At 65.7% G+C, this 12,860-nt stretch carries 12 protein-coding genes; 5 read left to right on the forward strand and 7 right to left on the reverse strand.

What is annotated here, in order from left to right; all coding sequences use genetic code 11:
• Nucleotides 1-153: 153 nt before the first annotated feature.
• The 4 genes from CFB82_RS34560 to CFB82_RS34575 form a co-directional block, all read right to left on the reverse strand.
• On the reverse strand, nucleotides 154-1,140 hold the full coding sequence (locus tag CFB82_RS34560) for a TauD/TfdA family dioxygenase (RefSeq protein WP_089486893.1): 987 nt from the start codon (nucleotides 1,138-1,140) through the stop codon (nucleotides 154-156).
• A 63-nt stretch (nucleotides 1,141-1,203) separates the two neighbouring features.
• Nucleotides 1,204-2,514, reverse strand: coding sequence for a diaminobutyrate--2-oxoglutarate transaminase family protein (locus CFB82_RS34565; RefSeq protein WP_089486894.1), 1,311 nt, complete (start codon nucleotides 2,512-2,514; stop codon nucleotides 1,204-1,206).
• Nucleotides 2,515-2,722: 208 nt separating this feature from the next.
• Nucleotides 2,723-3,673 (reverse strand): UDP-glucuronic acid decarboxylase family protein, encoded by a 951-nt coding sequence (locus tag CFB82_RS34570; RefSeq protein WP_089486895.1) that lies wholly within the window; start codon nucleotides 3,671-3,673, stop codon nucleotides 2,723-2,725.
• A gap of 155 nt (nucleotides 3,674-3,828) precedes the next feature.
• On the reverse strand, nucleotides 3,829-4,548 hold the full coding sequence (locus tag CFB82_RS34575) for a thioesterase II family protein (protein WP_089486896.1): 720 nt from the start codon (nucleotides 4,546-4,548) through the stop codon (nucleotides 3,829-3,831).
• 672 nt (nucleotides 4,549-5,220) lie between these two features.
• On the opposite strand from CFB82_RS34575, the gene CFB82_RS34580 reads away from it, so the two are divergent.
• The 5 genes from CFB82_RS34580 (at nucleotide 5,221) to CFB82_RS34600 (ending at nucleotide 9,859) form a co-directional block, all read left to right on the forward strand.
• Nucleotides 5,221-5,766 carry an AAA family ATPase gene (locus CFB82_RS34580; protein ID WP_089486897.1) on the forward strand — a complete coding sequence of 182 codons (546 nt, stop codon included), beginning with the start codon at nucleotides 5,221-5,223 and terminating at the stop codon, nucleotides 5,764-5,766.
• 15 nt (nucleotides 5,767-5,781) lie between these two features.
• A complete protein-coding gene (locus CFB82_RS34585; RefSeq protein WP_218829081.1) occupies nucleotides 5,782-6,519 on the forward strand; it encodes a formylglycine-generating enzyme family protein in 738 nt (245 codons plus the stop codon).
• Between the two features lie 93 nt (nucleotides 6,520-6,612).
• On the forward strand, nucleotides 6,613-7,023 hold the full coding sequence (locus tag CFB82_RS34590; protein ID WP_089486899.1) for a VOC family protein: 411 nt from the start codon (nucleotides 6,613-6,615) through the stop codon (nucleotides 7,021-7,023).
• A gap of 273 nt (nucleotides 7,024-7,296) precedes the next feature.
• A complete protein-coding gene (locus CFB82_RS34595; RefSeq protein WP_089486900.1) occupies nucleotides 7,297-8,862 on the forward strand; it encodes a methyl-accepting chemotaxis protein in 1,566 nt (521 codons plus the stop codon).
• A gap of 466 nt (nucleotides 8,863-9,328) precedes the next feature.
• On the forward strand, nucleotides 9,329-9,859 hold the full coding sequence (locus CFB82_RS34600; protein ID WP_089486901.1) for an OsmC family protein: 531 nt from the start codon (nucleotides 9,329-9,331) through the stop codon (nucleotides 9,857-9,859).
• Nucleotides 9,860-10,055: 196 nt separating this feature from the next.
• On the opposite strand, the gene CFB82_RS34605 is transcribed toward CFB82_RS34600, so the two are convergent.
• The 3 genes from CFB82_RS34605 to CFB82_RS34615 are packed head-to-tail and all read right to left on the reverse strand — an operon-like array spanning nucleotide 10,056 to nucleotide 12,732.
• Entirely contained in the window at nucleotides 10,056-10,877 is an 822-nt protein-coding gene (locus tag CFB82_RS34605; protein WP_089486902.1) for an ABC transporter ATP-binding protein, read from the reverse strand.
• The gene (locus tag CFB82_RS34610; RefSeq protein WP_179254270.1) at nucleotides 10,874-11,728 is read right to left on the reverse strand and encodes an ABC transporter permease; all 855 of its coding nucleotides are present in this window, start codon (nucleotides 11,726-11,728) and stop codon (nucleotides 10,874-10,876) included. The genes CFB82_RS34605 and CFB82_RS34610 overlap by 4 nt, the downstream gene beginning before the upstream one ends.
• Before the next feature lie 11 nt (nucleotides 11,729-11,739).
• The gene (locus tag CFB82_RS34615; RefSeq protein ID WP_089486903.1) at nucleotides 11,740-12,732 is read right to left on the reverse strand and encodes an aliphatic sulfonate ABC transporter substrate-binding protein; all 993 of its coding nucleotides are present in this window, start codon (nucleotides 12,730-12,732) and stop codon (nucleotides 11,740-11,742) included.
• Nucleotides 12,733-12,860: the final 128 nt, after the last annotated feature.

Genomic DNA, 12,860 nt, shown 5'->3' on the forward strand with positions numbered 1-12,860 from the left:
GACCGGTTGTGGCGATCCCGCCAAGCTCGCTTCACTGGACGGTATTGAAATTAGAGCATCGCTCTAATCCGACGTCTGCCCCGTAATCCAAGGACACGACGTTTCGCGCACTTGATCAATACGGCTTGCTATTGAGGTGCACGCTCGCGCTCGCTAACGGTCGTCCATTCCGTCGACGTCGGGCGCGTACGGGTCCAGCAGGGACACGACGACCTTGCGCTCGCCTTCGAACGGGTTGCGGCCATGCGCGAAGCGCATGTTGTCGACCAGCAGGACGTCGCCCCGTTGCCAGGGAAACGTGATCGCGCATTCGCGGAACGCGGTGCGGATCTGCTCGAGGTCGGCGGGATCGAATGGACTCCCGTCGCCATAGCTGGCATTGCGCGGAATTCGATCCTCGCCGAACAGGCTGACGATCGAACGGGCGAGCGATGTTTCCAGGTTCGAGAGATGGAACAGATGTGCCTGGTTGAAGAACACCCGGTCGCGGGTGGCCGGATGGTAGGCCACGCCCTGGTTGACCTGGGCGGTGCGCAACGTGTCGTCGTCGAGCCATTCGAGTTCGATGCCGTTGTCTGCGCAGAAGGCTGCGACCTGGCTGCGGTCGCTGGTCTGGAACACGGTTTCCCACGGAATGTCGACGTGCCGCCGGTAGTGCCTGACATAGCGGACCTGTTTCACCTCGAACTGATCCAGGATGCGCGGTCCGATCCTGCGGCTCACCTCCCGCATGTCGGCAATCGGCGTTTCGCCGCCGGTCGCGGCCGGCGTCAGGCAGCAGAATGCGACGCTCAGCGGCCAGCTGCGTTGGTACGCGTTTTCGCAATGCAGGGCGATCGTCTCGCTCGGCGGATACTCGGTTGCGGTGAAGATGCCGTTGCCGATCGAGGTGCGCGGCGTGGAACGATAGACGTAGTCGGACTGATGGACCGAAATCGCGTGAGCAAACGCTTCGAAGTCGCCCACGGATGAAACGTCGAAGCCACGAAACAGGAGTGCTCCCTGTTCCAGAAGCCGGGATTCGAGTGCCGCCCGGTTGTCCTTCACCGCCTGCGCGAGATCGCGCCTGTTCGACACGGGCTCCAGCAGCCACGGCGAGCTTCCGTCGGCAAGCAGCCTGCGTTCCGTCATGCCCTGCATCGTCAATAGTCCTTTCTTGTACGTGGATCACGGCGAAACCGATCGGGTCGCGCCGCAGTGCGGTTATGCACGGCACGCCGTTTCCACGGCATGCGCGAAGCGATTGAGAATCTCGTCGATATCCGCTTCCGAAACGATCAGCGGCGGCAGGAACCGGAGTACCGCGCCGTTGCGGCCGCCGGTTTCGATGACGAGCCCGTTTCGCAGGCAGTTCCGCTTGATGGCTTTTGCCCGTTCCGCATGGGGCGGGCCGGCTCGGCCATGGGTGCCGGGCACGACGACTTCGGCGCCGATCATCAGGCCGCGACCGCGTATCTGGCCCAGGCAGGGGAAGCGTTCGGCAAGCCCCTCGAGGCCGGCAACCAGGCGCTTGCCGACCTTGTCCGCGTGTGCCGAGAGATTCTCTCGTTCGACGATGCGCATGGTCGACAAGCCGGCGACCATCGCAATCTGGTTGCCTCGAAAGGTACCGGCATGCGCGCCGGGCGGCCAGGTGTCCAGGCGCTCGTCATAGACCACCACCGATAACGGATAGCCGCCGCCGAACGCCTTCGACAGCACCAGTACGTCGGGCCGGATGCCGGAATGTTCGACAGCGAACAGGGCGCCGGTTCGACCGAGTCCGGTCTGCACTTCGTCGACGATCAACGGGATTTCATGCCGCAGCGTCAGCTCGCGCAACTCGATCAACCAGGTGTCGGGGGCGGGGATGCAGCCCCCTTCGCCTTGCACGACTTCGACGATGACGGCCGCCGGTTTGGTGATCCCGCTCTCGGGATCGGACAGCACGGTCCGGATGTAGTTGATGCTGAGTTGATCGGTCGCCGAGCCGTCGGTGCCGAACGGGCAGCGAAAGGCATAGGGATAGGGCAGGAAATGAACGTCGCGTCCATTGCCGCCGGCCGACTTGGGCGTGAGGTTTCCCGACGCGGCGAGTGCACCGGCCGTCATGCCGTGGTAGGCGCCGTGGAACGCCATGATCGTCGGCCGGCCCGTATGGTGCCGGGTCAGCTTGATCGCCGCTTCGACACCATCCGCCCCACTGGGACTGCAAAACTGGATCTTGCCGGATTCGGCGATCTTCCCGGGCAGGAGCGAGAAGAGCTGCTCGACGAACGCGTGCTTGGCCGGCGTCGCCAGGTCGAGTGCCTGTTGCATCTGATCGGACGACAGAAACCGCATCACGGCTTCATTGACTTCCGGGTGATTATGTCCGAGTGCGAGCGTACCCGCATTCGACAGGCAGTCAATGTATTCCTGGCCCTCGGCGTCGCGTACGCGTATGCCCTTGGCATGGGTAAACAGCCGCGGGAAAGAAGTTGCGTAGGTTCGCGCGTTCGATTCGACCTGCTTCAGATACTCGAGTTTTTCCATGCGCGCGGATCCGGCTTGCGAGGCGGATTGATGGACACTGGCGCACGAGAATCGCTTCATCCTGGCCAATGATGTTTAACGGTACGACCGGATTGGAGCATGGTCGCCGTATCACGTCTGTCACGTGAAAATGGGACATCGTCCATGCGACGTCACCCCCTCATGCCATTGCCTCCCGAGCATCGAAGCGGGGTGTCCGGACGCGGCGTCACGCAGGGAGGGTCGAGCAGAAATAATCGATGGTCCGCCGGAGCCCCGCTTCGAGCCCGATCGTCGGCTCCCAGTCGAGGTGGGCGCGTGCGAGGCTGATGTCGGGGCAACGTTGTGTCGGATCGTCCTTCGGCAGCGGACGGAAGACGAGCCGCGACTTCGAGCCGGTCAGGCGCAAGATGATCTGCGCCAGTTCGCTGACCGCGATCTCGTGCGGATTGCCGAGGTTGATCGGGCCGGTGAGGTCCGCGGGCGTGGCCATCATCCGGATCAAGCCGTCGACCATATCGTCGACATAGCAGAATGCCCGGGTCTGATTGCCGTCGCCATACAGCGTGATGTCCTCGCCGCGCAGCGCCTGCACGATGAAGTTGGACACCACGCGGCCGTCGTTGGGATGCATGCGCGGCCCGTACGTGTTGAAGATGCGTACCACCTTGATGCGTACGTTCTGCTGGCGGTGATAGTCGAAGAACAGGGTCTCCGCGCAGCGTTTGCCTTCGTCGTAGCAGGCGCGCGGCCCGAGCGGGTTGACGTTGCCCCGGTAACTCTCCGGTTGCGGATGCACATCGGGGTCGCCGTACACCTCGCTCGTCGAGGTTTGCAGAACGCGCGCATGCGTGCGCTTGGCGAGCCCCAGCATGTTGATCGCGCCCATCACGCTGGTCTTGGTGGTCTGCACGGGATCGAATTGATAGTGGATCGGCGAAGCCGGGCAGGCGAGGTTGTAGATCTCGTCCACCTCCACGTACAACGGAAAGGTGACGTCGTGGCGCAGCGCCTCGAAGTTCGGGTTGCCGAGCAGCGCAGCCACGTTCTGCTTCGTGCCGGTGAAATAGTTGTCGACGCACAATACGTCGTGACCGAGTTCGACGAGGCGCTCGCAAAGATGCGAACCGAGGAAACCCGCGCCACCTGTTACGAGGATTCGCTTTCGATTACGTTGCACAATGGCACTCCAAGTATCGCGCGCCGGGAAGCGACGCGGCCTCCCGGCTTGCTTGACCGGCCCGCGGCTCCGGCATGGGAGCGGATCAGGCGCGCGGGCCTTTTCATTCGACGATCACGGCACCGGCCGGCACGCCGATCGCGAGGATCGGCCCGTCATGCCTGCAGTGCGCTCGGCGCGGCGTGTTCCGCGCGCCGCAGGCGGGCCGCGATGACGCCGGCCATCGTCCGCATTTCGTTTCTCAAAAAGAAATGATCCCCTTCGATGACGTGAAAATCGAAGCGCCCGGTCGTCGCGGCGCCCCAGCCCGCAACGGCATCGACAGGGACCTCGTTGTCCCCCCGGCCCGCGAACGCGGTGATGTCCACCGCCAGCCTGGGCCCGGGCACGGGCCGGTGGTTTTCGATCAGCGTGAAATCCGCACGCAGCGCCGGCATCAGCAGCGCCATCAGTTCGCTGTTGTCCAGCACCGCCTTCGGTGTGCCGCCCATCTCGCGCAGCGCATCGATGAAGGCGCGGTCGTCCAGCGCCTGCATGCGCCGATCGTGGCGCTCCTGGCCCGGTGCGGCACGCGCGCTCACGAACAGATGCCGCAGGTTCGGCCGTGCGTGGGCGGGAAGCCGCAGCGCCAGTTCGGCGGCAATGGCCGCGCCCATGCTGTGTCCGAGCAGGGCGAAGGGACGATCGAAGCAGTTGTCCAGGTCGCACAGCAACGTGTCGACCAGCGTCGACATGTCTCGTACGGCAGGCTCGGACAGGCGAATGCCTCGGCCTGCAAGTTCATGACGGTGCACTTCGATGCCGGGCAACGACGCTTGCAGCGCACGATAGACGGCGGCCGAACCGCCCGCATAGGGAAAACAGATCAGGCGCATGCGAGCGGGTACTCGAGCGGCGCATCGGCTGCCGGCGCACAGGCGATCGCGCTGTGGAAATTCACGTGTTCGGTGTTTTTCACCATTCAGGTTCCAGTCATTGTTGCCATGACGATGCGTCGGCAATCCTCACTTGGAGAGCAACGGGCACGGCAGCGACGCGCGCGTTGGTTCAAACGTCGATAGCCGGTTCGTGATCGCTGTACACAAGCAGTGCGTCAAGCACATCGGAAGCCATCGAAACGTTGATTGGCTTCATGAAAATTCAAGGTGCGCGCCGCCCGGATCCGGCATACGCCCGATCCGGTTGGGCATGAGTTAAACATGCGGCCGCGCGGATGTATGTCGTAGGAAGAGGGGACGCGCGTAGTCGGCCATGTCGAACCCATCCCTATCTGAATGGATGGCGGCGCGCAGACACCACGGAACGCCCGATTCATTTCCGGCTGGTGTACCGGTTTCACGCGCGCAGGTTGAAGTGCGCCGCGTCCAATCCGCTTGCTCGCGATCGCGCAGTTGGTTATTCTGATGCGCATGACCCATTCGCAAACCCGTTCGATTATTTGCGCCGCAATGTTGCCGGCGGGATAGCGATCGACTGAATGGATATCGTCAAAACCCGCCCGGAAGGCGGGTTTTTCGCTTTCTGGGCGTTCGAGGGAGAGCCTGGAAATGCAGACAGCGAAATCATTTCATGCGACCGCATCGGACGATGCCGTGTTGCTCCACATGGTATGCGGCAAGATCGCGTCCGGAAAATCGACGCTCGTCGCGCGGCTCGCGAGCGCCGGGCCGGTCGTTTCGATCAGCGAGGATGCGTGGCTCGCGCAGCTCTATCCGGGCGAGATCCTGTCGATCGACGACTATGTCCGGTGCGCGAAGCGCGTCGGCAACGTGATTGCCGATCAGGCTCGCGCGGTGCTGCAGGCCGGCGTGTCGGTGGTGCTCGATGTGCCGTTCAATACCGTCGCCGCGCGTGCATGGGGGCTCGTCGTTTCTCGGGCCGCCGGCCGCGACCATCGACTGCATTACCTCGACGTCAGCGATGCCGTTTGCAAGGCGCGGTTGCACGCACGCAATGCGCGAGGCGACCATCCGTTCCAGGCATCGGATGCCGAGTTCGAACGGATCACGCGGTACTTCGTCGCGCCGGCTGCGACGGAAGGGCTGAACATCGTGGCTTATGACGAAGCCGGTTCCGTCAGACTGTCTTCGTAAATGAGGTGCGGCAGCGTGGAGAACATCGAATATCCGTCTGAAACACTCGATCTGCCGATGGTGCAGGTTCCCGCCGGGACCATCGCATTGAGGGACGACCGGATCGGCCGCACCTGGTGCGTCGAATTGCAACGCTTTGCGATTGGCCGCTATCCGGTAACCCAGGCGCAATATGCGGCGGTAACGGGGCTATCGCCGTCGTCGCATGTCGGCGCGCAATGCCCGGTGGAAAACGTATCGTGGATCGATGCCGTCCGGTTCTGCAACCGGCTGTCGACGGCCGACGGTCTGCCTTGCGGTTACGAAATCGGCGAAGACGGCACGAGCGCCTTCCCGATTCCGGGCAGCAACGGCTACCGGCTGCCCACCGAAGCGGAGTGGGAGTACGCCTGCCGCGCGGGAACGCAGGGCTCGAGGTATGGCGAACTCGATGCCATCGCGTGGTACCGGGACAATTCCGGCGGCCGCACGCACGACGTCGGCCGGAAACAGCCCAATGGCTGGGGGCTGCACGACATGCTGGGCAACGTGTGGGAGTGGTGCGCGGATCAGTACGACCCGGCGGTCTACGGTTCGTATCGCGTGTTTCGCGGCGGGGGCTGGGCCGATGTCGAGCGGGGCTGCCTTGCGACGAATCGCCGTCGCAGCCATCCGACCTTTGCAATCGACGATCTCGGGTTTCGCGTTGCGCGGTCGCCTGATGCGGGGGATGGGCGACTCGCGCCCGCGGTGCGTGGATCGCCCGGAGATTGACGGCGCTGGCCGCGTTGCGCAGCGTCGCCCCGTTGCCGCCAGAGGGAGCCCGGCGCACAATACCCCCGGAAATTTCTTCGGAGGCTGTCCGACATGGCCAAGTTCCAGCCCGATGGATGGCACACCGTCACGCCCCGGATCGTCGTGCCGGATCCGCACAATCTGATCGAATTCATCCGAACGGTATTTCACGCGCAGGGCGAGTACCGCCCGGGGCTGCCCGCGGAAATCAGGATCGGTGATTCCGTCGTGATGATCAGCGGGGAAGATGGCCTGCGTGAGCCGATGCCGGCATTCCTGTACGTGTATGTCGAGGATACCGACCTGACCTATCGGCGGGCGCTTGCAGCGGATGCGACCCCGCTCGAAGCCCCCGCCGACATGCCGTACGGCGACAGGCGGGCGATGGTGAAGGATCCGTGGGGGAATCGATGGCAGATCGCGACGCATCAGCGCGACCTGTCGGTTGATGAGATTCGTTCGAGGCTGGCGAACGGCGGCTAGATACCCGTCCGGGTGCGTCGAAGTGATCAGGATGCCTTGCTTCCCGCCCAGGTGATCATCGGCATTGCTTCGCGCCCCCGTCACGTACCGCTTCGCCGCTGCGCCTGTCGCAATCGTCAAGATTCACGTCGCGTGCAGATAAAACCTCCCCGTTCCCGCCGCCGTTAACCCGTTCGCAGCCCATGCGCCCCGTGTTGCGACGCGGCGCGCGTCTTTCGTGATCCGGAATCCACATCCGCCGCTGGCCGTGCCCGGCCGGCGCAAGGGAACGTCATGCGAAAACAACTCACTATCCGTGGTGGCCTCGTTGCGACCATCGCCGGCTATACCGTGCTGCTCGTGCTGGTGGTCGGCGCGTGCATCGCGGCCCTCTATATGGGCAACGGTTCGCTCGAGGCGATGTACCGCGACGACACCGCGTCGCTGCTGCACCTGAAGACCAGCTCCGAGCGGATGCTCGTGCTGCGCGAACGCATGAGCGACGTCGCGCAGATCATCAGCGCCGGCCGCTCGGGCAAGGACGAGATCGCGAAACTCCGCACGCTCCTCAAGCAGAGCAACGACGAACTGGATGCCTATGCGGGTCTGCACGCGCGCAACGCCGACGAGCAGGCGCTGTTCGACACGCTGCAGAATCGCCGTCGGGCGTTGCTCGACCGCGTGTTCCTGAAGGCGCTCTCGCAGCTCGACGGCGACGACGGTTTCGGCTTCCTCGACACGCAACGTACCGCACCGCCCGAGCTGTTCGCCGCCTACCAGGAGGCGATCGATGCGCTCGAGGCGTTCCAGGTGGCGCGCGAAAAGGCGCGCTATGAGGCGGCCGGCGTGCAGTTCCACCGGATCGTGTGGGGGATGGCGGCGGTCGCGGCCTTCGCACTCGTCGTCGGCTTTTTTGCGCAGCGTGTGCTCGCGAAGGCGATCATCGAGCCGATCAAGCTCGCGGTCGACCAGTTCGAGAAGATCTCGAAAGGCGACCTGACCGGAACGGTCGTCGTGCCCGGCGAGAACGAGATGGCCTATCTGCTGCATGCGCTGAAGCGGATGCAGGATGGCCTCGTCGACACCGTGAACCAGGTGCGCGCGAGCACGGAGACGATCGTCGGCGACGTCCGCACGATCGCGAGCGGCAACGTCGACCTGTCGGCGCGCACCGAGCAGCAGGCCGTATCGCTGCAGCAGGCGGCGGCGAGCGTCGAGCAACTGACGGCGGCCGTGCGCCAGAACGCTGACAACGCGCGCGATGCGCGCACCTATGTCGAAGGCGCGGCCGGCATCGCGTCGCGCGGTGGGGAGGCGATGCAGCGCGTGGTCGAGACGATGTCGGCGATTTCACTCAGTTCCACGCGGATCTCCGGGATCGTCGGCGTGATCGAAAGCATCGCATTCCAGACCAACATCCTTGCGTTGAACGCTGCCGTCGAAGCCGCGCGCGCCGGCGAGCAGGGGCGCGGCTTCGCGGTCGTCGCGACCGAGGTGCGCGGGCTCGCGCAGCGCTGTGCGTCGGCGGCGAAGGAGATCCGCGAACTGATCGGCCATGCCGCGCAGCGTGTCGAAGACGGCAGCGGGCTCGTCGCACGGGCCGGTTCGGCGATGGCCGAACTCGTCACGGCGGTCGAGCGCGTCAATACGATCATGAACGAAACCAGCCACGCGTTCGAGGAGCAATCGTCGGGTATCGAACAGGTGAACGCCGCGGTCATCCAGATGGAGCAGACGATGCAGCGCAATGCCGCGCTGGTCGAGGAGGCCGCGGCCGCGGCGCTGTCGCTCGACGAACAGGGCGCTCGGCTGAGTGCGGCGGTTGCGCAATTCCGTTTGCGTGACGAGGCGCTCGCCTGATGCACCGATGCGGGCACCGGAGCTGGATCGTCGGGTCGGACTGATGGCCAACGCGGTGCATCGGTGTCGGAGCGGCACATTTCCGGTGCGGACTTCCTGACTGCCGATGTCGACGCGATCCATGCACCGGCGCGGTGAAGCACGACGATCGCCGAACCCGATGCGACGCTGTCTGCGTTCAGGGCTCGCGACGCAGCACGGCGTCGCCGCGATCCTTGTCGGTCAAGGCGGACGAGAAATTTCTCGAACGTTCTCCACAGGGTTATGCACGGAAATTGTGGATAACTCGAGGGGCGAACGGCAGTCGACAAATTCCCGAGCGCGCGTGTCGCCATGTGACATCACATACGGCGAATTGCTTTGCTGGAATGATCGTTTAGTGGCTGTCGCGGATGGGAATAGCATGAAGATCCCCTCGATTGGCCGCCGTATGCGTGGCCAGTCATTGCGACCGTATCGGCCCGACATGACGACACTGAACGACTATCTCGAACAAAAGCGCGACGCGTGGCTCGCGAAAAAGGAAGCCGCCCGCAGCAATCCGGAACTCAAGGCCACCTCGCTGAAAGCGACCGTGCGCGCGCTGGGCCGCAGCGGCGTGCGGGAGATCCGCATTCGCGACTTCCAGGTGATCAGCGACAGCCCGCCCGATTTCGCGGGCTACAACCTCGGGCCGGCGTCGCCGGAGCTGCAGCTCGGCGTGCTGGGCAGTTGCCTGACGCACATCACGCTGATTCAGGCCGCGGAGCGCGGCCTGAAGATCGATTCGATCAAGGTCGAAGTGACCGGCGACCAGCATCCGCTCGCGCAGCAACCGGGCTTCGAGCATGTGCCGGTGTTCCCGCACAACCTCCGCTACACGCTCGACATCGTCTCGCCCGAACCGCCGGAGACGATTCGTGCACTGCATCAGGCGGTCGAGGCCCTGTGCCCGATCTTCAACCTGCTGCGACTGCCGCAGACGATCGACGGCGAGTTGCGGCATACGCACGGTTGAAGTGCGCCGGTGCATCGCAGCAGGTCACGTCGCTGACGGGCGAGCGGGCGCGCGATACCCCGCGCACCTTTTCGGGGCGCCGGTACGACTGCGATCCCTGTCGCGCCGGCCTTCCATGACGGATGCATCGCCCCGGCGCTGAACGCGTGCCGAATCGGGGCCGGGCGACGCCGGTCGTGAATCGGCCGGCGCGAAGTCAGGCTGCGGAGGCGTGAAGGTCGCGCGTTCGGCGCTTCGTCTCGTCGGCACGATCCTGAAGCTGCTGGAATGCGTCCAGCAGCCGCGCGCGCAGCACGGCCAGCGCCGGGTCGCGCCGATCGCGCGGCCGGGCAACCTCGACGTGGATCTCGTCGTCGATGCGGCCGGGGTTGGGCGCGAGCATCAGTACGCGATCGCCGAGATACAGCGCTTCATCCAGATTGTGCGTGACGACGATCGCGGCCGTCCGGTGCCGCTCGACGACATCGAGCAGCAGCGTCTGCAACCGCATCCGGGTGATCGCATCGACCGCGCTGAACGGCTCGTCGAGCAGCAGCAGGTCCGGCTCGCCGAACAGCCCGCGCGCGATCGCCGCGCGCTGGGCCATCCCGCCCGACAACGTGGCCGGCAGTTGCCGTGCGACCCCGGCCAGGCCGACTTCGTCGAGCAGCCGTGTGACGGCCGGCTCGCGCCCGCCGCGCGGGCCGGCCGCAAAGCCGACGTTGTCCGCGATCGACAGCCACGGCAGCAGCCGCGGCTCCTGGAAGATCACGCCGGCGCGCGGGGACGGGCCGTCGAGCGCGATGCCGCCGAGTTTCACGCTGCCGCGGAAATCCGTATCGAGACCGGCGACGATCCGCAGCAGCGTGCTCTTGCCGCAACCGCTCGGGCCGACCACGCAGACAATCTCGCCGCGCGCGACCTGCAGCGGGAGGTCGGCGAGGATCGTGCGATCGCCGTAAAGCTTGCGGGTGATGCGCACGTCGAGCAGCGGTGTCGCGGTGCGCGCCGCCGTGTGTGTAGAAGAACGCGTGCTCATGCCGACCCTTTACGTGGCGTGTGGTCGAATGCGTCGCGCCAGCCGAGCCAGTGCGACTCGATGCGCGCCATCGCGCCGTCGGTCAGCTTGCCGAGCAACGCCAGCAGCAGGATCGCCCCGAACACGAGATCGGGGCGCCCGGTTTCGCGGCCGTCGCTCAACAGGAAGCCGAGCCCGCGCGTGGCCGCGATCAGCTCCGCGGCGACCATGAACATCCACGCGAGACTGAGGCCGGTGCGCAAGCCGGTGACGATCTGCGGCAGCGCGGCCGGCAGCAGGATGCGACGGAACAGCGCGAACGGGCCGAGCCGGTACACCGCGCCGAGTTCGACGAGCTTGCGGTCGACGTCGCGAATGCCGGCGACCACCGCGAGGTGGACCGGGAAGAAGGCGCCAATGGCGATCAGCGTGATCTTCGGTGCTTCGTCGATGCCGAGCCACAGCAGCAACACCGGCACCCACGCGAGCGACGGAATCGCGCGCAGCGCCTGGAACGTCGGTTCGAACAGCGCGTCGATCCGGCGGCTCAGGCCCATCGCCGCGCCGACCACGAGCGCGAGTCCGGCGCCCGCCGCAAACCCCGCCGCGACCCGCAGCGTACTCGCGCCGACATGGCGCGCCACGCGCGTGACGCCGAGGCGGGCGAGCGTGTCGAGAATCTCGCTCGGCGCCGGGACGAGATGATTCGGCAGCCAGCCCTGCCGCACGACGACCTCCAGCAACGCGAGCGCCGCGAACGGCAGCGCGAGGCCCGCGATCCTCCACCGGCGAAGCGGATCGCGCCGGCTGGCGGGTGGCGAAGCGGGGCGACGGGGCGCGAGCGTGTCGTCGCGGGCAGCGGTGTCGGTCATGGGCGGCAGCCTCAGCGCGATGCGTCGACGAGCGGGCGTGCGAACGACGGATCGATCAGCGTATCGACGATCTTCGCGGGATCGACGCCGGGCTTGGTCAGCTGTTCGGCCGTCAACACGGGGGCGGCCGCCTTCAGCGCCGCGCGCTGGGTGTCGCCCGGAACGGGATCGCTGAAATCGTTGCGCTGCAGCTGCAGTTTCGCCACCGGCAGCGATACCTTTGATTCGTCGGCGACGATCTGCGCGGTGTCGGCCGGATGCGCGACGATCCACTGCCGCGCGCGATCGTAGACCTTCAGTACGCGCGTGACCGCCTGCGGGTACTGGCTGGCGAATGCGTCGCGGACGTTCAGGAAACCATAGGTGTTGAACGCGACATTGCGGTAGAGCAGCCGCGCGCCGTCGTCGAGCTGCGCCGCGGCCATGTGCGGATCGAGGCCGGCCCACGCGTCGACCTGGCCGTTCGCGAGGGCGGTGCGCCCGTCCGGATGCTGCAGGTTGACGATCTCGACGTCGTCGCGGGTCAGGCCGATCGTGTGCAGCGCGCGTAGCGTGAACAGGAACGGATCGGTGCCGCGCGTCGCGGCGATTTTCTTGCCCTTCAGGTCCGCGAGCGAGCGGATCGGCGAGTCCTTGCGGACCACCAGCGCGGTCCACTCGGGGCGGGAGAACACGTAGACCGTATGGATCGGGTTGCCGTTCGCGCGCGCGAGCACCGACGCGAGACCTGCGGCGGACCCGAAATCGACCGCACCGCTGTTCAGGTATTCGAGCGCACGATTGCTGCCCAGGCTCAGCACCCAGCGAACCGACGTGCGGTCGGCCTTGAATTCGTCTTCGAGCCAGCCGAAGTGGCGGATCACCAGGCTCTCCGGTGAGTAGTACGCGTAGTCGACGCGGATCTCCGCGGGCGTCGCGGCGCGTGCGTGCACCGAGACGAGGCCGGCGAACGCGGCAACGACGAGGGCCGCGGATTGCCACGCGCGGGACCAGGACAGCTTCATCGGGGATTCTCCGGAAGGGCGGCAAGGTGCCGCGAACAGGCAGGGTGACCGGCCAATGTAACGAAGCACCGGCGATCCGTGAACGAAGAAATCCGCGATTGAACATGCGCGCTGCTGCTAAGCGCGCA

The organism is Burkholderia sp. HI2714 (genome assembly GCF_002223085.1).
Lineage (GTDB): Bacteria > Pseudomonadota > Gammaproteobacteria > Burkholderiales > Burkholderiaceae > Burkholderia > Burkholderia lata_D.